We start from the raw sequence: 19308 nt of genomic DNA, 5'->3' as shown, positions 1-19308 counted from the left end.
CGCGAGGTACGGTGTCGGGTACGCCGACGAGTCGAGTGGGAGGCCGCCCATGGGTGTGAGCGATTGGATCCGGTCGTGGCCGGTCTATCGCCAGCTCACCGGGGCCGACCGGCTCGGGAGGGGAGACGCCGCGGCGTCCCCGCGCTCGCGCGAGCGGCAGCCCCGGACCGTCGAGGCCGACCACGTCGCCAGTTCCGTCTGCCCGTACTGCGCCGTCGGCTGCTCCCAGAAGGTCTACGTCGGCAAGGACGAGACGGCCGAACACGGTGAGCGCGTCCTGCAGATCGAGGGCAACCCGGACAGTCCGGTCTCCCGCGGCAGGCTGTGCCCGAAGGGTTCGGCGAGCAAGCAGCTCGTCACCGGCGAGCACCGCGAGGACCGGGTGCTGTACCGGCCCGCCTACGGCACCGAGTGGCAGGAGCTCGATCTCGAGACGGCGATGGACATGGTCGCCGACCGGGTGCTCGAGGCCCGTCGCAAGGGATGGCAGGAGACCGACGCCGAGGGCCGCAAGCTACGGCGCACGCAGGGGATCGCCAGCCTCGGCGGCGCGACGCTCGACAACGAAGAGAACTATCTGATCAAGAAGCTCTTCACCGCGCTCGGCGCGATCCAGATCGAGAACCAGGCGCGTATTTGACACTCCGCCACGGTTCCCGGTCTGGGAGCCTCCTTCGGTCGCGGTGGCGCGACGGACTATCAGCAGGACCTGGCCAACGCCGACTGCATCGTCATCATGGGCTCGAACATGGCCGAGGCCCATCCGGTGGGATTCCAGTGGGTCATGGAGGCCAAGGCGCGTGGCGCCAAGGTCATCCACATCGACCCGCGGTTCACCAGGACGAGCGCGCTCGCGGACAAGCACGTCCCGCTGCGCGCGGGCTCGGACATCGCGTTCCTCGGCGGGGTGATCAACTACATCCTGTCCAACGACCTGGACTTCCGGGAGTACGTGCGGGCCTACACCAACGCGAGTTTCCTCATCCATGAGGATTTCGCCGACACCGAGGACCTCGACGGTCTCTTCTCGGGTTACGACCCGGAGCAGGGCACCTACGACACCTCGACGTGGCAGTACGAGAACGGTGCCCCGGAGAACGCGGTCGAGGGACACCGGCACCGGGAGGAGTCCGCGGGCGAGCAGCACGGCTCGGGCGGGCCGAAGCTGGAGAGCGGCACCGGCATCGCGACCGACGAGACCCTCGAGCACCCGCGGTGTGTGTTCCAGATCCTCAAGCGGCACTTCGCGCGCTACACGCCGGAGATGGTGGAACGCATCTGCGGTGTGTCGGCCGAGGACTTCCTCGAGGTCTGTCGCGCGTGGACGGAGGCCTCGGGCCGGGAGCGGACGGCGTCGCTGGTCTACAGCGTCGGCTGGACGCAGCACTCGATGGGTGCGCAGTACATCCGGGCCGGTGCGATCATCCAGCTGCTGCTGGGCAACATCGGCAGGCCGGGCGGTGGTGTGCTCGCGCTGCGCGGGCACGCGAGCATCCAGGGCTCGACCGACATCCCGACGCTGTACAACCTGCTTCCCGGCTACCTGCCGATGCCCGATGCGCAGCACGCCGACAAGCACGACTACGTCGAGTCGATCCGTGGCACGCACCAGAAGGGCTTCTGGCACAACGCCGACGACTACCTGGTGTCCCTGCTGAAGGAGTACTGGGGCGAGGCGGCGACGGCCGAGAACGACTACTGCTTCGACCACCTGCCGCGCATCGACGGCGACCACGGCACCTACCGCACCGTCATGGACATGATCGACGGCAAGGTGTTCGGGTACTTCCTGCTCGGGCAGAACCCGGCCGTCGGCTCGGCGCACGGCAGGCTCCAGCGCCTCGGCATGGCCAATCTGGACTGGCTCGTCGTCCGCGACCTGACCATGATCGAGAGTGCCGAGTTCTGGCGGAACGCGCCCGAGATCGAGACTGGCGAGATCGTGCCCGAGCAGTGTCGCACCGAGGTGTTCTTCTTCCCCGCCGCGTCCCACGTGGAGAAGGAGGGCACGTTCACGCAGACCCAGCGCATGCTGCAGTGGCGTGATCGGGCGCTCGAACCGACCGGTGACCGGCGTTCCGAACTGTGGTTCACCTACCACCTCGGGCGCCTCGTGCGCAGGAAGCTGGCGGACTCGACCGACGAACGTGACCGTCCGCTGCTCGACCTGGCGTGGGACTACGCGACCGAGGGTGAAGGGGAGTTCGCCGAGCCGTCGGCCGACGACGTGCTGCGCCGGATCAACGGCGTCGACCTCAGCACCGGCGAGCCGGTGAACAGCTACCTGGAACTGAAGTCGGACGGCAGCACGGCCGCGGGATGCTGGATCTACAGCGGCGTCTACGCCGACGGCGTCAACCAGGCACGCCGCCGCACCTCGCGGGACGAGCAGGACGAGGTCGCCCTCGAATGGGGCTGGGCGTGGCCCGCCAACCGGCGGGTGCTCTACAACCGCGCCTCCGCCGACCCGCAGGGCAGGCCGTGGAGCGAACGCAAGAAGCTGGTGTGGTGGGACGCCGAACGCGGGGAGTGGACCGGGCACGACGTGCCGGACTTCCCGAGGACGACGCCGCCGGACCACCAGCCCGAACTGGGCCAGGCCGGCCCGGACGCACTCGCCGGCGACGACCCGTTCATCATGCAGGCCGACGGCAAGGCGTGGCTGTTCGCGCCGAGCGGCGTGGTCGACGGGCCGTTGCCGACGCACTACGAGCCGCACGAGTCGCCCATGCGCAACCTGCTCTACGGCCAGCAGGGCAGCCCGGTGCGCAAGGTGTACGGACGGCCGGACAACCCGTCGAACCCGGCTCCGCCGGAAGCCGGCGGCGAGGTGTTCCCGTTCGTGTTCACCGCCGCGCGGCTCACCGAGCACCACACGGCGGGCGGCATGAGCAGGCAGCTGGCCTACCTGTCGGAGCTGCAGCCGTCGCTGTTCGTCGAGGTGTCGCCGCAACTGGCCGTCGAGCGGGGGCTGGAGCACCTCGGCTGGGCCCACGTGGTGACCAGCAGGGCCGCGGTCGACGCCCGCGTGCTCGTCACCGAGCGGATGCGCCCGCTGCGGCTCGAGGGCCGGGTGGTGCACCAGGTGTGGATGCCGTACCACTGGGGTCCGAGCGGCAAGGTCGACGGGGACATCGTCAACGACCTGCTCGGTGTGGTGCTGGATCCGAACACGCTGATCCAGGAGAGCAAGGTGGCCACGTGCGACATCCGCCCCGGCCGCAGGCCGCGGGGCCGGGAGCTGCTGGCCTATCTGGACGACTATCGCAGGCGTGCGGGCGTCACCGTCGACACCGGAACCCACGTGCTGACCACGGCCGCCGAGTCCTCGGCCAGCCGTACGGACGATCGGGAGGAGGACGCATGACCGTCTCGCGCGAGAGCTTCTACGGCCCGCTCGACGACGTCTCCGGCGACGCCGGCTACACCGAGCACCCGGAGCGGGTGGGGTTCTTCACCGACACGTCGGTGTGCATCGGGTGCAAGGCCTGCGAGGTGGCGTGCAAGGAGTGGAACCTCATCCCGGACGACGGGTTCGACCTGCTCGGCATGTCGTTCGACAACACGGGCGAGCTGAGCGCCAACTCGTGGCGGCACGTGGCGTTCATCGAACAGCCGGCCCCGGAGCGCCGTACGGACGAGGCCACCGCGGTCGACCTGGGGTTGCCGTCGTTCGACCTTCCCGGCGCGAAGACGGGGGAGGAGACCAGGACCGACTTCCGGTGGCTGATGAGCTCCGACGTGTGCAAGCACTGCACCCACGCCGGATGTCTGGACGTGTGTCCCACGGGAGCGCTGTTTCGCACCGAGTTCGGCACGGTGGTGGTGCAGGACGACATCTGCAACGGCTGCGGCTACTGCGTCTCCGGCTGCCCGTACGGCGTGATCGACCGCCGCGAGGGCGACGGCAGGGCGTGGAAGTGCACGATGTGCTACGACCGCCTCCGCGACGGCCTCGAACCGGCGTGTGCCAAGGCGTGCCCGACCGACTCGATCCAGTTCGGACCGCTCGACGAGTTGCGCGAACGCGCCCGGCAGCGCGTCGAGACGCTGCACGAGCGCGGCGTCACCGAGGCCCGGTTGTACGGCGAGGACCCGAACGACGGGGTCGGCGGCGATGGTGCCTTCTTCCTCCTGCTCGACGAGCCGGAGGTCTACGGCCTGCCGCCGGACCCGGTCGTGCCCACGCGCGATGCAGGATCGATGTGGACCCGTGCGGGCATGGCCGCCGCCGCGTTCGCCGCGGCCGCCGTGTCCGTCTTCTTCGGACGGAGCGGTCGATGAGCCGGGCGTTGAACCGGGTGGCCGGTGGCGACGGGACGAAGGAGGAGCGGGCCGTCCCGAAGGCCTCGTTCCGGTCGTACTACGGCAGGCCGGTGCTGAAACAGCCGGTCTGGGAGTGGCTCGTGCCGGCGTACCTGTTCGCGGGCGGACTGTCGGCCGCGTGTGCCGAGCTGGCGGCTGGTGCCGACCTCACCCGGCGGCCGCGGCTGCGGAAGGTGACGCGGGTGGGCGCGCTGGGTGGCCTCGGCGCGAGCATGTACTTCCTCATCGCCGACCTCGGCAGGCCCGAACGCTTCCATCACATGCTTCGCGTGGCCAAGCCCAGTTCGCCGATGAGCGTGGGCACGTGGATCCTCGTCGCCTACGGGCCGGGCGTCGGCGTGTCCGCGGTCGCCGAACTCATGCCGAAGCGGCTGCGGCGCACGATGCTGGGCAAACTCGTCGGGAAGCTGGCGCGGCCGGCCGGACTGTCGTCGGCCGCGGTGGCTCCCGGGGTCGCCTCGTACACCGCGGTGCTGCTGTCCCACACCGCCGTGCCCGCGTGGAACGAGGCGCGCGACTGGCTGCCGTTCGTGTTCACCGGCTCGGCGGCGGCCAGCGGTGGCGGATTCGGCATGGTGTGCGCTCCGGTCGAGGAGGCAGGCCCCGCGCGGCGGCTGGCCGCGGCCGGCGCCGTGACCGAACTGGTGACCTCCCGTCAGCTCGACGAGCGCCTGGGTGTGGTCAGCGAGGCCTATCGCACCGGCCGCGCGCACCGACTGCGGCAGTGGTCGGAGTACCTGACCGCGGGCGGGGCGCTGGGCAGTCTGCTGGCCGGGCGCAGCCGCGGGGTCGCGGTGGCGTCGGGGCTGGCCCTGCTGGCTGGCAGCGCGCTGCAACGGCTCGGGATCTTCGAGGCCGGCGTCGAGTCGACCCGCGATCCGAAGTACGTCGTCGTCCCCCAGCGCCAGCGCGTGGACCGCGGCAACCCCGCGGGAGCCGAATCCGCGCAGTGACCCCGGCCGGCGAGCGACCGGATCGGTTGAACCCCGCCCGTAGTCGAGACTCTTGGTACCGTCAAGCTCATGCGGGCGCACACCGGACGACGCCGGAACGACGAGGCCAGGGCCGCGATCCTCAGCGCCGCCACCGAACTGCTGGCCGAGGGCTCGCCGGTGACGCTCGGGGCGATCGCGGCGCGGGCGCGGATCGGCAAGCAGACGATCTACCGTTGGTGGCCGTCGAAGGGCGCGGTCGTCCTCGAGGCGATCACCGAGAGGGCACGGAGTCTCGCGCCGACGCCGTCGACGGGATCGCTGGAGGGCGACCTCGAGGCGTTCCTCGCGGCGACGTTCGAGGCGGCAGGCACCCCCGAGTACGCGGCCACCCTGCGGGGCATCGTGTCGGAGGCACTGCGCGACGAGCACGCCTCGGCCGTCCTGGCCGAGTTCACTGCGGACCGCAGGGAACAGCTGCACCTGCTCATCGAGCGCTGGCTACCGGACCTCGACCCGGAACTGGACGCCGACCTCGCCGTGGACCAGGTCCACGGCGTGCTGTGGTACCGAATCCTCATCGGTCATGCGCCGGTCGACGCGGCCACCGGCAGGCGACTGGCCGGTGACCTGGCCCGCCAGCTCCGCGGCACACCGCAGCGCTGAGCCGGCCGGCTCGGCGGCCGTCCTCAGCTTGGGCGCTGGCCGAGCGACGGGCCGAGCAGGAACCCGACGAGGTGCTCGGCGTACTCGTCGAGGCGGGCGTGCACCGTGTCGGCGAGATGGTCCGGTGTGGACAGGATGTGCGCGATGACGCCGCCGCACAGGGTGTCGAGCAGCAACGTCACCGAGGTGTCCGGGTCGATGTCGCCCCGGCGGATACCGCGGCGGACCATGGCGCGTGCCGCCTTCACCTGGGCCTGGCGGAGCTGGTCGCACCGGGACGCCAGCCCGGGGATCATCGGCGCCTCGAGCAGCATGCGCAGGGCCGCCTGCCTGCTCGGCCCGGCGTAGAGGTCGAGCAGCTGCCGGGCCAACGCGACCAGGTCACCGCGCAACGAGCCGGTGTCGGCGTCGACGACCGGCGCGACGTGTTCGGCCAGTGCGCTGAGCAGCAGTTGCTGCTTGGTCTGCCACCGCAGGTAGATCGACGCCTTGCCCACGCCTGCCTGCCGCGCCACGGACTCGACGCTGAAACCCGCCCAGCCCGCCTCGCCGAACACCGCGACCGCGGCCAGCGCGATCCGCCGGTCGACCTCCGGATCGCGTGGCCGCCCCGTCTGGGTCTGGGTCTGCGGCTCTGTCTGCGCCTGTGGCTGTGTCTGTTGTGCCTGTCTCTGTTGTGCCTGCGTCGCCTGCCCGGTTCGTGGTTGCATGGCGTCCACCCGCGTTCGTCTCGGCTCCGCGATGCCCCTCAGGCAGTGGCCGTCACCGGTTCTTCCACTGCGGGGTCCGCTTCTGTGCGAAGGCCATGATGCCTTCCGTCGTGTCCTCGGCGACGAGCAGATGGTCCATCACCGACGACGGATGGTTCACCGCCTCCACCGTGTCGGCGATGCCCGCCGTCTCGGCCATGAACCGCAGCGACGCCCGCACCGACGTGGGTGAGCCGGCGAGGATCTCCTCGGCCAGCGCCCTGGCACCCTCCACGGCGGTCCCGGCCTCCACGACGCGGTTCACCAGGCCGTGCCGAGCGGCCTCGTGGGCGTCGATGCGTTTGCCCGTCAGGATCATCTCGTTGGCCAGCATCGGCGGGATCGTCCGGGGCAGGCGGACGAGGCCGCCCGCCGCCGCGATCAGCCCCACCTTCACCTCGCTGAGCGCGAAGCGTGCCGTCTCGTCGGCGACGATCAGGTGGCAGGCCATCGCGATCTCGAGTCCGCCGCCCATGGCGAAGCCGTTGACCGCGGCGATCACCGGTTTCGGGAGATGGGCGCGGTTGGTCAGTCCGGCGAATCCGTTCTTGGGGGTCCACGGCAGGTTGCCGGAGGCGGTGTAGCTGAGGTCGTTGCCCGCGGAGAACGCCTTGTCGCCCGCGCCGGTGAGGATGGCGACCCACAGGTCGGGGTCGGCGAAGTAGGCGTCGAAGATCTCGTCGAGCTCGGCGTTGGCGTCGGGGTGCAGGCTGTTGCGCGCCTCGGGGCGGTTGATGGTCACTTCGAGCACGTGGCCGTCCCGGCGCACCAGCACGTGCTCGTACCCGTCGCGGAGGGCGGGCGCACGGTACGGGTGCAGTTCGGCCATGCGCTCCTCGGTGAGCGTGACGCGGTTGCCGTAGCCGAACGATCGCGCGAACACCCGCGTGCCGACGGGGTCTCCGGTCGCCAGCAGGTCGAGCAGCTCGTCGTCGCCGCGTTCGGCCTTCGCCACGAAGCGGGTGCCGTCGGACTCGAGGCGCCCGACGACCACCCCCGTCCGCGACCCCGACCTGCCGTACAGGACCGTGAACGTCTCGATCGTCGCCCAGCCGTCGGCGTGCCGGGTGTGCCCCGGCGTCTCCGCGGCGTCGAGTTCGGCCTGCACGCGGGCGCTGCCGTCGGCGCGCCACGGTGTCGGTGCGGTCGAGTACACGCCGACGGAGTACTTGCTGAGCATGCCACCGTTGGCACCCACGAGGCCGTACTCGCCGGGCCGCTCGCGCAGCAACGTCACCGCCTCGGCGATCGCGTGCATCGAATAGTTGTTGCCGGCGCCGCCGAAGAACGGCAGCCCTCCGGTGAGCGTCAGGCCGCGGGCGTCGTCCGGGGCCAGCCCGAGACCGTCGCAGAGCGCGAACACGGCGACGGGGAAACAGCTGTAGAGGTCGAACGCGGACACCTCGTCGAGTCCGATGCCGGCGACGTCGAGGGCGTGCCGAACCGCGGCGACGGCGGCGGGGTAGGCCGACAGGTCGGGACGGTCCATGAGGTCGCGCTCGCGGACGTCGGCGTGGCCGTGGAGGAAGACCCACCTCTCGCGCGGCACACCGAGGCGCTGCGCGGCCGCCACCGACATCATCAGCATGGCGGCGCCCTGGTTGACCTTGTCGCGGGAGACGACGTAACGCGGGTAGGGGTCGGCGATCATCCGGTTCGACTCGGTGACCGTCGTCAGCTCGGAGGCCGAGCGCCGGACCGGGGCGGCGGCGAACGGGTTGCGCGCGGCGACCGTGGTGAAGGGCGCGAACAGCTCGCCCATCGCGCGGGCGTACTCCTCACGCGAGGCCTTCAGCCTGGCGCGCCGTGCGTTCTCGAACAGGGCGTACTGGCTCGGCGGATCGGCGAGGCCTGCCGCGAGCAGTTCCTGCGTCATCAGGCCCTGCAGGCCGCGGCCGCGGTCCTCGAGCTGGCCACCGACGTGCTCGGTGAAGTCGGGCTTGTCGTCCGCCGAGGCGAGATGCTGAACCGTGGAGATCGCCTCGGAGCCGAACAGCAACGCCACCTCCGATTCGCCCGCGGCGATCGTGGCGGCGAACTCGTTCACCAGGTGCTGCGGCCCCTGGCCGCCGACCACTTCGAGGATCGCGCGCCCGGGGTCGGCGCCGACGCGGCCCGCGACCGATCGGGGGTAGTTGTCGGAACTGCCCAGCGGGGGAAACGCCCCCGGCATGGAGTGTTCGAACTGGCGGATCCCCGCCACGGTGTCGACGGCGGCCGCCACGGCGGCATCGTCGCCGGCCGCGGTGTCGGCGATCGCGGTGCGGGCGGCGTCCGCGGCCAGCTCGACGGCCGAACGCCTGCGGTAGTCGGCGTCGTCGATGCGCTCGGCGGACTGGCCGACACCCACGAGGACCGGCGTGCGCGGATCGAGCTCCGCGGACGCGTTCCCCGGTTGCCGGGCGGTGCCGGGGCCGGCGTTCGAACTCACGGTCATGACGTGCTCCCTGTGGTCGCGGTGGCGGCGAGACGGACCCTGGCACCCCCGGCGTCCGGCGACGAGGCCCGCTCGTCGCCGGACGCCTGCCCGTGCCAGGTGAGCAGGCCCTGTCGGACGAGATGATCCAGATGTGACTCGGTTTCGGCCAGTGCGCTGATGCGCATGCGGCCGATCTCCGACCACGGCCGCGACCAACTCAGATGGGTGGCGACCTCCCACGGGGTCGGCGTGCCCAGGTCGGCCACGACGTCGAGGAGTTCGCGGCAGCGCCGTTCGTGGTGTTCGGCCAGCAGCCGGGTCCGCTCGCCGAGCCCGCGGAAGCGGTATTCGTGTGCGGGCAGCGCGTCGTGGTCGTCGAACTCGCCGGTGCGCTCGAGCGAGGCGAGGAAATCGGCGAGGGGCGAGCCGGTGCCGCCGGGGTACAGACCGATGTTCGGCGTGATCCTGGGCAGCACGTGATCGCCCGTGAGCAGCAGACGTTCCTCGACGGCCTGCAGGCACAGGTGCCCGGGGGTGTGGCCGGGTGTCCACAGTGCGCGCAGCGTGCGGCCGCGCAGCGGGACCACGTCGCCGTCCTCGAGCAGGACGTCCGGGTCGGCCATGGCGGCCTCGTCGGGGTCGCGCGCGTCGAGCGGGCCGCCGAGGGCGGCGGCCTCGTCGGCGGGCGCCCCGCGGTGCCGCAGCCAGTCGGTGATCGTCTCGTGCGGCCCGACGACGTGCGTCATGCGCTGGGGGAGGGTGTCGCGTTCGGCCGGGTGCATCGCGATCCACGCCCCGGACGTCTCGCGGAGCCGGGCCGACAGCCCGTGGTGGTCCGGGTGGATGTGGGTGGCGAGGATGCCGTGGACGTCGCCGGGCGAGGCGCCCGCCTCGGAGAGTCCGGCCAGCAGCGCCTGCCAGCCCTCCTGCGAATCCCATCCGGGATCGACGACGAGCAGCCCGTCGTCGGAGGCGATCAGGTAGGAGAGCGTGTAGCGCAGGGGATTGTGCGGGATCGGCACGGGAACGGACCACACCCCGGCGTGGACCCGCTCGACCGGCGGAAGGCGGCGTTCGAGCCACGCCTCTCGCTGCGCCGTGCCGAGGACGGTGATGCCCTCCGGCGGCGGTGACCCGTTGGTCGGTCCGGCGTGGTTCGTCGCTCCGGCGTGACTCCGTGACCGGGCGTGGTTCGTCGGCACTGACTCACCGGCTTTCCTAGACGGTTGTCGTCCACAACTGCCGGTCGAAGATATCCCGCGGACGCGCCGCGCTCAACGAGCGATGGATCACGTTCTGCGGCGCGGTGCCTTTCACACGGTGTGGTTCGCGGTGCCGTTCACGGTGTCGTTCACGCTGTCGTTCACGGTGCCCTTCACATGCGGGGTACCGCGTGCGGCCTACCGTGGAAGCGCAGTAGCCGACCGCACGGCCGCAGGGACCCGGCCGACCGATGGTGCCGATGGAGGACACTGGGGGGTATGTCCGCACCCGTGAACGACAGCGCCGACAGGGCCGACCGGCCTGACCGGGACGGCAGGCACGACAGGGACGAGGCGGCCGAGGGCGCCCACCTGGCAAGCGACGTCCCGACCGGCGGCACCGGCTTCGTCGAGCGCAGGCTCCGTCTCGTGGTCGGCTGGGTGCTGACCGTCGGCGGACTGTTCGGCACGGCCGCCGCGTTCGTGCTGACCCTCGAACGGCTCGCGCTGCTCGAGAACCCGGACTACCGGCCGAGCTGCACCCTCGATGCCACCATCTCGTGCACGTCGGTCATGCAGAGCGACCAGGCCGCGGCCTTCGGGTTCCCCAACCCGTTGATCGGTGTGGCCGCGTTCCCCGTGGTGGTCACGGTCGGGGTGGCGCTGCTCGCGGGCGCGCGGTTGCCGCGCTGGTTCTGGCTCGGGATGCAGGCCGGAACCGTGTTCGGGGTCGGCTTCGTGCACTGGCTGATCACGCAGAGCCTGTACGAGATCGGTGCGCTCTGCCCGTACTGCCTCGTCGTGTGGGCCGTGATGATCCCGATCTTCTGGTACACGACCGTGCACAACGTCGCGGCCGGGCATCTGCCCGGTGTCGCACCGCGCGAGGTGCGCCACCACGTGTGGGGACTGGCCCTGTGGCTGGCGCTCGTGGTGTTCCTCGTGGTGCAGCGGTTCTGGACGTACTTCTCCGACCTGCTGTGACGGCCGAGCAGGACCGCGTCCGGTGGAACGGGCGGTACCGGCAGCGGACGCCGTCGTTCACGCCGCATCCGCTCGTGGCCCACGCGGCCGAGGCCGGTCTGCCTCCCGGGCCGGTGCTGGAGCTGGCCTGCGGCCCGTCGGGCAGTGCCCTGACGTTGGCGGCGGGCGGGCGCGCCGTGACCGCCGTGGACGTCTCCGACGTGGCGCTCGAGCAACTGCGGACCGAAGCCGAACGCCGCGGACTCGCCGCGCGCCTCACGTGCGTGCGCGCCGACGCGGGCGCCGCCCTCAGTGCCCACGCGGGGCCGTGGGCGATGGTGCTGGCGACCCTGTTCTGGGACGCCGGCGTGTTCACCGCCGCGGCGGGCGCGGTGGCGCCGGGCGGACTGCTCGCCTGGGAGGCCTTGCGGGCCCCGGACGAGCCGTCTCGCGACGTGCCGCACCCGTACCGCGTTCCGCACGGTCAGCCGGCGCGCCTGCTGCCCGATCGGTTCACCGTCGCGTGGCAGGCGGCGGGGGAGACCACCACCCGGCTGCTCGCCCGCGCGCGGTTCTGAGCACAGACGCCGGGCGGCCACCGAGTGGGGTCAGTCGCGCAGTTTGGTGCGCAGCCTCGCCGCCTCGTCCGCACCGAACCCGTGGGCGTCGAGGTAGGCGTGCACGCCGCCGTGGCGCACGTCGACCTCGCGCAGGAACCGGTCCATCGACTCGGCGCGGGGACGGTGCTCGTCGATGCTCTTGCGCTCGACGTCCTCCCGGTAGGTCTCCGACCCGCGCAGCCGGCGGATGATCGCCTCGATCCGCTGGGCGGTCGCGGCGTAGTCGGCCGCGATGGCCTGCCGGTCGACGCCCGCCACCTCCAGGGCGAAGGCCGTGACCACGCCCGTCCGGTCCTTACCCGCCGCGCAGTGCACCAGCGCGGCGCCCGGGGCCTCGGTCACGGCCCGCAGCGCCCCGACAATGCTGTCCGGGCGGTGCGCGACGTAGCCGAGGTAGTGCGACACCATGCGGCCCAGGTCCGCGTCGGTCTCGGCGTCCCGCGCCCGGTCCCGCGTCAGCAGGGCGTCCCCACCCGCCTCCGGCAGCAGCGAATGGTGCACGTGCCGGACCTGCTCGTAGGCGCGCAGTGGGCCGGGTCCCTCGGACTCGATCTCGTGGGCCGTGCGCAGGTCGACGACCGTGTCGAGGCCGATCGTGTCGACCAGCAGGCCCAGATCGGCCTCGGACAGGTCCTGCAGGTTGTCGGCGCGCAGCAGCCGGCCGCGGGCGGTGGTGCCGCCGTCGGCCGTCGGGATACCGCCGACGTCCCTGATGTTCACCGCACCGTCGAGCTCGAGCCAGAGGATGCGGTCGTGGTTCGCCAGATCCGTCACACCGGCCAGTCTTCCAGAAGACGGGCGGGTTTCTCGAGTTCCCGATCACCGCAGGGCCGCCGACCCGCGCCGTCCGCGCCGCACGCGCCGCGGGAGCGTGCGGGCTCACACCGGCTCGATCGGCAGCGTGCCCTCGTCGCGGTCCGAACGCAGCCGGGTCTTGAGGACCTTGCCGCTCGGGTTGCGTGGCAGTGCGTCGACCACGGCCATCCTGCGGGGCCGCTTGTACCGGGCGAGCCGTTCGGTGCACCACTGTTCGAGCTCGGCGCCGCTGGGCGGATCGGCCGGGTCGCGCGGTGTCAGGACGGCCAGGGGCGTCTCGCCCCACGTCTCGTCGGCCATCCCGATGAGGGCGATCTCGGCGATCTTGGGGTGTCCGGCCAGCACGTCCTCGACCTCGGCGCAGTAGATGTTCTCCCCGCCGGAAATGATCATGTCCTTCTTGCGGTCGACGACGTAGTAGTAGCCGTCCTCGTCCTGGCGCACCAGATCGCCGGAATGGAACCATCCGCCGCGGAAGACCTCGGCCGTCTCGGCGGGCTTGTTCCAGTACTCGGTCATCACCATGGGGCTGCGGTAGACGATCTCGCCGACCTCGCCCTGCGGGACGTCGTTCATGTCCTCGTCGACCACGCGCACCTCGACGTTGAGCATGGGCCTGCCCACCGAGCCGATCTTGCGCAGCGAGTCCTCTCCCTTGAGCAGTGTCGTCACCGGACTGCACTCGGTCTGCCCGAACGCCGTCGACAGCTCGGCCTGCGGGAACTTCTCCATGATCGTGCGCAGCAGCGTCGTCGACGCGGGCGAGGCGCCCCACGAGATGTGCTTGAGCGACGACAGGTCGCGCCGGTCGATGTCGGGCACCGACACGATCGCCTGCCACTGCGCGGGAACCAGGAACACCGAGGAGACCCGTTCGCGCTCGAACGTGTCGAGCACCGCGGCCGGGTCGAACCGGCCCGACGGGGCGAGCACGATCCGCCCGCCCAACAGCAGGGTCGGCAGCAGTCCGGACATGCCGGCGATGTGGAACAGCGGAGCGGCCGCCATCCACACGCGGTCCTCGCTCGTGACGCCGATCGTGGCCATGTTGCTGAACGCGTGCATGACCAGGTTGAAATGGGTCAGCACGGCGCCTTTCGGGCGACCGGTCGTGCCCGAGGTGTACATGATGAACGCCGGCTCGTGCTCGTCGACGGTCAGTTCGTCGAACTCCGGCGAGGCGGCGGCCAGTGCCGTCTCGTAGTCGACCGCACCCGGAACCGCGGCGATGTCCGCGTCCGTTCCGGTGCTCGCGTCGGTGCCGTGGACCAGACAGACCGGAGGGTCGTCGAGCTGCTGCCGGGCCTGGGCGTAGGTCGCGGCCAACGGCGCATGCACCACGGCCGCCGCGGCGCCGCTGTCCTCCAGCACGTAGGCGATCTCCCCGGCCACGAGCCGGAAGTTGACCGGCACACAGATGGCGCCCAGCCGCGTCGCGGCGAAGAACGCCTCCAGCACCTCGAGCGTGTTCAGCCCGAGCACCGCGATCCGATCACGCCTGCCGACCCCGCGGTCGCGCAGCGCGTTGGCGAGCCTGCTGACCCGCCGGTCGAGCTCGCGGTAGGTCCGGGAGGTGCCCTCGAAGACGACGGCGACCTCCTCGCCGATCGTGCGCGCGTGCCGCGCGAGCTGATCGCCCATGGTCATGCCGCGTCCGAGCATGCGGGGGATCTCGGGTGCCGAACGGGGCGCCGGAGTTGCTGCGGATTCTGCGGACCCTGTCGACCCTGCGGATTCTGCGGACGGTGCGGACATCGTTGACCTCGCCATCGTTGTTCCCGCCATCGTTGTTCCCGCCAGATCCCGCCACCGGTGAGCGGACCGTCGGTGACGGAACGGAACCGGTCGACGTCGACCCGTGACGGACGTCATCGTCGCCCGCGGGTGCGACGCCGGTCAAGCTGACGTGTTCATCCCTGTTCGCCGAACAGAATCGTGGTGGCCACCGACGTCCAGCCGCGGATGTGCCGATCCTTCGCGGGATCGCGGGACTCGAACGCGTACGGCAGTGCGGCGCCGCGCATGCTGGTGAACAGCAGTTCGCGCACCTCGTCGTAGCGGGGATGGGCCCGGATCTCCGTGCCCCAGATGCGGTCGGTGACGGCGCGGATGGACTCCCTGAGGCGCCGTTCGGCCGGGCGCAGCGCACTCGCCAACGCGTCGTTCGTGCGCGCCGCCGTCCAGAGCTCGACGGCGGCCCAGAAATGCGGTTCGTGGAACGTCGCCCACAGCAGTTCGATGCAGCGCGCGACGCGTTCGGGCCCGGCCGGTTCGTCCGACAGGGCTGCGGCGACCCGTGCCTCCGTCTGGGCGAGCCGCCGGTTCGCCAGATGCTGGGCCGCGGCGACCAACAGCCCGTCCCTGGACGGGAAGTGGTGCAACAGCCGGCCGCGGGACACCCCGGCCTTGGCCTGGATCGCCAACGTGGAAGCCCCGGAGTAGCCGTGTTCGACCAGGCAGTCCACGGCGGCGTCGAGGATGAGTTCGCGACTGCCCGCACTGCGCTGTTGGCGGGTACGCGGCGCGGAACCCGCTGTGTCCTCCGGACCTGTTGTGCTCTCCGGACGTGCGGCACGGTGGGCCATCTGCGCAGGGTAAGCCCGCGGGCCGGCGAAGAACAGTCGGCATTGACTGCCGGCTGGCGCGCAGGGCAGGCTCACGGGGGACGTCTCGGTTCAAGGAGGAGCCGTTATGTATCCGGGCACTTTCGCCGCCACCCAGCCGGACAAGCCAGCCGTGATCATGGCGGGCTCCGGCGATCGGCTGACCTATGCCGAGCTCGAGGATCACTCGGTCCGGCTCGCGAACGCGTTGCGCGACAAGGGATTCCGTACCGGCGACACCGTGGCGTTGCTCAGCGACAACGCGCTGCGTGCCTACGAGGTGTACTGGGCCGCGGTGCGCTCCGGGCTCTACATCACGGCGGTCAACAGTCACCTCACCGCCGACGAGGTGGCCTACATCGTGGCCGACTCCGGGGCGAGGGCGCTCGTCGTCTCGGCCACCCTCGGCCCGCTCGTCACCGACGTCGCCGAACTCGTGGACGTGCCGGTGAAACTGGCCTACGGCGGTGCGGCGGCCGGATACGACGACTACGACGCCGTGCTGGCGGCTGCTTCCCCCGAACGTCCTTCCGACCAGCCCGCGGGTGCGGACATGCTGTACTCGTCGGGCACCACCGGCAGGCCGAAGGGCATCAAGGTGACCCTGCCCGCCCGGCAGATCGACGAGCCGGGCAACCCGCTGCTGCCGTTGGTGCAGCTGATGTACGGCTTCGACGAGTCCATCGTCTACCTCTCGCCCGCGCCGGTGTACCACGCCGCCCCGCTGCGGTACGGCGCGTGCGTGCACGCCGTCGGCGGAACGCTCGTGATGATGGAGAAGTTCGAGCCGGAAGCGGCACTGCGCGCCATCGAGACCTACGGCGTCACCCACAGCCAGTGGGTTCCGACCATGTTCGTGCGCATGCTCAAGCTGCCCGACGACGTGCGTACGCGCTACGACCTGTCGAGCCACCGCGTGGCGGTGCACGCGGCCGCGCCGTGCCCGGTCGAGGTCAAGCAGGCGATGATCGACTGGTGGGGCCCGATCCTGTACGAGTACTACGCCTCCACCGAGGGCGCCGGCATCACCTTCATCTCCCCGCAGGAGTGGCTCGAGCGTCCGGGATCGGTGGGCAGGGCCGGTCTCGGCATCGTGCGCATCTGTGACGACGAGGGCGCCGAACTGCCTGCGGGGCAGATCGGCACCGTCTACTTCGAACGCGAGGAGGTGTCGTTCACCTACCACAACGAACCGGACAAGACGCGTGCCGCGCAGCATCCGGCCCACCCGAACTGGGCGACCAGCGGCGACGTCGGCTACCTCGACTCGGACGGCTATCTGTTCCTCACCGACCGCAAGGCCTTCATGATCATCTCCGGTGGGGTGAACATCTACCCGCAGGAGGTCGAGGACGTCCTGACACTGCATCCCGCGGTGGCCGACGTCGCGGTGATCGGCGTTCCGGACGAGGAGATGGGCCAGCGGGTGAAGGCCGTGGTCGAGCCGGCGTCCACAGTGGAGGCGGGCCCGGAACTGGCCGACGCGTTGCTGGCCTACGTCCGGGAGCGGATCGCGCACTACAAGGCGCCGCAGAGCGTCGACTTCGTCGACGAACTGCCGCGGACCCCGACCGGGAAGCTCGTCAAGCACAAGCTCGTCGAACGCTACCGCGTCGCGGCGCACTGAGGGGAGGTGGCGATGGACTTCCGGGAACGCGTGCGCACCTGGTTGGCGGAGAACGCGCCACGCGGCGACGAACGGGTGCCCGACGCGAGCGAGAGCGTCCCGAGCGAGGCGCAACTGGCGGCCGCGAAACGGTTCCAGGCCGCGCTCCACGACGCCGGGCTGGCCGGGATCACCTGGCCCGTCGAGTACGGCGGGCAGGGCCTGACGGCGGCCGAGCAGCAGATCTTCCACGAGGAGGCCTCCGGGTACGACCTGCCGACCGGCGTGTTCCTCATCAGCATGGGCATGTGCGGTCCCACGCTTGTCGATCTGGGCACTCACGAGCAGAAGTCCCGCCACCTGCCTCCGTTGTTGCGCGGTGAGGAGATCTGGTGCCAGCTGTTCTCCGAACCCGGCGCGGGTTCGGACGTCGCCGGGGTGCAGACACGGGCGGTCCGCGACGGCGACCACTGGGTGGTGCGGGGGCAGAAGGTCTGGACCTCGGGTGCGCAGTACGCCGACTTCGGTGCCCTGCTCGCCCGCACCGATCCCGGCGCCGTCAAGCACCGTGGCCTGACGATGTTCATCGTCGACATGCACGCGCCCGGCGTCACGGTACGGCCGCTGAAGGACATGACGGGGTCGGCACCGTTCAACGAGGTGTACCTGGACGACGTCCGCCTGCCCGCCGACGCCGTGCTCGGCGAGGTCGACGCGGGCTGGTCGGCCGCCGTGGCGATGCTCGGGCACGAGCGCGTGTCGATCGGCGGTTCGGTGCGCAGACGCTACGACCCGCTGGCGTTCGAGAACCTGGCCGCGCTGGCACGGCGGCGCGGGAGGGCCGACGATCCCGTGGTCCGCGCCGAGTTGGCCGCGCTGTACGCCGGGGAGCGCAAGCTCGCGTTGTTCAATGCCCGGTTGCGACAGCAGAGCGACGCGGGGGTCCCGCCCGGTGCGCGGGGGTCGGTCGCCAAGCTCGCCGGCGCCGAACTGCTGTGGCAGGCCGTCCACGTGGCCGGGCTCGTGGCGGGTGCCAGGACGATCGCGTGGGATCCCGGGGATACCGACGGGGACGCGCTCGCACTGGCGATCAACGCCACGCCGGCCTCGAGTATCGCCGGCGGTACGAACCAGATCCAGCGCGGCATCATCGGCGACCGCGTCCTCGGACTGCCGAAGGAACCGCAGGTCGATCGGGACGTGCCGTTCCGGCAACTGCGCGTCGGCACCCAGGCGGGGTGATCATGCGGCTGATACTCGACGACGAGCAGACCCAGCTGGCCACGAGCGTGCGGGACCTGCTGGGCGATCACTGCACCTCCGCGCGCGTACGGGAGGTCATCACCACCGACGAGGGCATCGATCGTCCGTTGTGGACGAAGCTGGCCGAGCTCGGCGCGGCGGGGCTGGCCGTCGGCGAGGAGTTCGGCGGCGCGGGTGCCGGTCACGTCGAACGGTGTGTCGTGCTCGCCGAACTCGGTGCGGCTCTGGCCCCGGTGCCGTACCTGGCCTCGGCCGTGCTGGCGGCCGACACCGTGACGGCACTGGACGACCGTGCACTGGCCGAGGAGCTGCTGCCCGACCTGGCGTCCGGGCAGCGCACCGCCGCGATCGCCGTGGCCGGTGCCGACGGAACGTGGGGTTCGTCGGCCGAGAGCGTGCACGCCGCCCGTGACGGCGATCTGTGGCGGCTCGCGGGCGAGGCGGCGTTCGTCGTCGACGGGCCCACCGCCGACCAGGTGCTCGTGTACGCCGACCACGGATGGTTCGCCGTCGACGGTGGTGCGGTGGCCTGGCGTCCTTCGACGACCCTCGACCCGACCCGGCGCATCGCCAGGGCGGAGCTGGTGGGCACGGCCGCACGGCACATCGCGTGCCCCGACCCGGAGGCCGTGCTGGCCGCGGTGTGGGACCGCGCGGCCGTCGCGCTGGCCGCCGAGCAGCTCGGCGTGATGCGCCGCGTGCTCGACGAGACCGTCGACTACGCCAAGGCCCGCGTGCAGTTCGGCAGGCCGATCGGCTCCTACCAGGCCGTCAAGCACGCGTGCGCCGACCTGTACGCCGCGTGCGAACAGGCCGAAGCCGTGGTGCGGCACGCCGCATGGACCGCCGACCACGACCCGGCGGAACTTCCCGTGCCGGCGGCACTGGCCCAGGTGGTGCTGTCCGGCGACGCGTTCGACACCGCGGCCGCGGGACTGCAGCTGCACGGCGGGATCGGCTACACGTGGGAGCACGACGCGCACCTGTACTACAAGCGCGCCAAGACCTCCGAACTCCTGCTGGGCACACCCGCCTCGCACCGCGCCCTGCTGGCCGAACGGTTGGGGGTCTAGACCCGCCCGACAACACCGACCCCGACAACCCCGAACCCGGCAACACGACCCCGGCAACACGACAGAGCTC

The 19308-nt window shown here is 71.3% G+C and carries 15 protein-coding genes; 9 read left to right on the top strand and 6 right to left on the bottom strand.

The window, feature by feature from the left end:
- The first annotated feature begins 49 nt into the window (after positions 1-49).
- From fdh to IF64_RS0104265, 4 genes are all read left to right on the top strand, one after another.
- Positions 50-3367, top strand: coding sequence for a formate dehydrogenase (gene fdh / locus IF64_RS0104280; protein WP_145600369.1), 3318 nt, complete (start codon positions 50-52; stop codon positions 3365-3367).
- Positions 3364-4284: a 4Fe-4S dicluster domain-containing protein gene (locus IF64_RS0104275; RefSeq protein WP_030530673.1), complete on the top strand. Its 921-nt coding sequence runs from the start codon at positions 3364-3366 to the stop codon at positions 4282-4284. The genes fdh and IF64_RS0104275 overlap by 4 nt, the downstream gene beginning before the upstream one ends.
- Positions 4281-5279 carry an NrfD/PsrC family molybdoenzyme membrane anchor subunit gene (gene nrfD, locus IF64_RS0104270; RefSeq protein ID WP_048807923.1) on the top strand — a complete coding sequence of 333 codons (999 nt, stop codon included), beginning with the start codon at positions 4281-4283 and terminating at the stop codon, positions 5277-5279. Before IF64_RS0104275 ends, nrfD begins: the two co-directional genes overlap by 4 nt.
- 69 nt (positions 5280-5348) lie before the next feature.
- Positions 5349-5924: a TetR/AcrR family transcriptional regulator gene (locus IF64_RS0104265; RefSeq protein WP_030530671.1), complete on the top strand. Its 576-nt coding sequence runs from the start codon at positions 5349-5351 to the stop codon at positions 5922-5924.
- A 23-nt stretch (positions 5925-5947) separates the two neighbouring features.
- Here the strand turns inward: IF64_RS0104265 and IF64_RS0104260 are convergent, their stop codons facing one another.
- Genes IF64_RS0104260 through IF64_RS0104250 form a run of 3 tightly spaced genes read right to left on the bottom strand, consistent with a single transcriptional unit; the run spans position 5948 to position 10294 of the window.
- Positions 5948-6634 carry a TetR/AcrR family transcriptional regulator gene (locus tag IF64_RS0104260; protein WP_084705662.1) on the bottom strand — a complete coding sequence of 229 codons (687 nt, stop codon included), beginning with the start codon at positions 6632-6634 and terminating at the stop codon, positions 5948-5950.
- 52 nt (positions 6635-6686) lie between these two features.
- Complete coding sequence (locus tag IF64_RS0104255) at positions 6687-9110, bottom strand: acetyl-CoA acetyltransferase (protein WP_051757461.1); 2424 nt, start codon at positions 9108-9110, stop codon at positions 6687-6689.
- Positions 9107-10294: an MBL fold metallo-hydrolase gene (locus IF64_RS0104250; protein ID WP_048807926.1), complete on the bottom strand. Its 1188-nt coding sequence runs from the start codon at positions 10292-10294 to the stop codon at positions 9107-9109. The genes IF64_RS0104255 and IF64_RS0104250 overlap by 4 nt, the downstream gene beginning before the upstream one ends.
- 279 nt (positions 10295-10573) lie before the next feature.
- On the opposite strand from IF64_RS0104250, the gene IF64_RS0104245 reads away from it, so the two are divergent.
- Complete coding sequence (locus tag IF64_RS0104245) at positions 10574-11278, top strand: vitamin K epoxide reductase family protein (RefSeq protein ID WP_084705636.1); 705 nt, start codon at positions 10574-10576, stop codon at positions 11276-11278.
- The gene (locus IF64_RS0104240) at positions 11275-11835 is read left to right on the top strand and encodes an SAM-dependent methyltransferase (protein WP_036875703.1); all 561 of its coding nucleotides are present in this window, start codon (positions 11275-11277) and stop codon (positions 11833-11835) included. The genes IF64_RS0104245 and IF64_RS0104240 overlap by 4 nt, the downstream gene beginning before the upstream one ends.
- 30 nt (positions 11836-11865) lie before the next feature.
- On the opposite strand, the gene IF64_RS0104235 is transcribed toward IF64_RS0104240, so the two are convergent.
- The 3 genes from IF64_RS0104235 to IF64_RS0104220 form a co-directional block, all read right to left on the bottom strand.
- Positions 11866-12624 carry a tyrosine-protein phosphatase gene (locus tag IF64_RS0104235; protein WP_030530665.1) on the bottom strand — a complete coding sequence of 253 codons (759 nt, stop codon included), beginning with the start codon at positions 12622-12624 and terminating at the stop codon, positions 11866-11868.
- A 132-nt stretch (positions 12625-12756) separates the two neighbouring features.
- Complete coding sequence (locus IF64_RS0104230) at positions 12757-14340, bottom strand: long-chain-fatty-acid--CoA ligase (RefSeq protein ID WP_084705660.1); 1584 nt, start codon at positions 14338-14340, stop codon at positions 12757-12759.
- A gap of 263 nt (positions 14341-14603) precedes the next feature.
- Positions 14604-15278: a TetR/AcrR family transcriptional regulator gene (locus tag IF64_RS0104220; protein WP_048807930.1), complete on the bottom strand. Its 675-nt coding sequence runs from the start codon at positions 15276-15278 to the stop codon at positions 14604-14606.
- A 106-nt stretch (positions 15279-15384) separates the two neighbouring features.
- Here IF64_RS0104220 and IF64_RS0104215 point away from each other — a divergent pair, with 106 nt between their 5' ends.
- The 3 genes from IF64_RS0104215 to IF64_RS0104205 are packed head-to-tail and all read left to right on the top strand — an operon-like array spanning position 15385 to position 19238.
- Positions 15385-16923 (top strand): acyl-CoA synthetase, encoded by a 1539-nt coding sequence (locus IF64_RS0104215; RefSeq protein WP_030530661.1) that lies wholly within the window; start codon positions 15385-15387, stop codon positions 16921-16923.
- A 12-nt stretch (positions 16924-16935) separates the two neighbouring features.
- Positions 16936-18144, top strand: a complete 1209-nt coding sequence (locus tag IF64_RS0104210) for an acyl-CoA dehydrogenase family protein (RefSeq protein ID WP_030530660.1) — start codon at positions 16936-16938, stop codon at positions 18142-18144.
- 2 nt (positions 18145-18146) lie between these two features.
- Entirely contained in the window at positions 18147-19238 is a 1092-nt protein-coding gene (locus tag IF64_RS0104205) for an acyl-CoA dehydrogenase family protein (protein WP_030530659.1), read from the top strand.
- Positions 19239-19308: the final 70 nt, after the last annotated feature.

This window comes from Prauserella rugosa (assembly GCF_000719975.1).
GTDB classification, from domain to species: domain Bacteria; phylum Actinomycetota; class Actinomycetes; order Mycobacteriales; family Pseudonocardiaceae; genus Prauserella; species Prauserella rugosa.
Note: the sequence above shows the minus strand (reverse complement) of the source record. Positions and strands in the feature narration are given on the sequence as shown.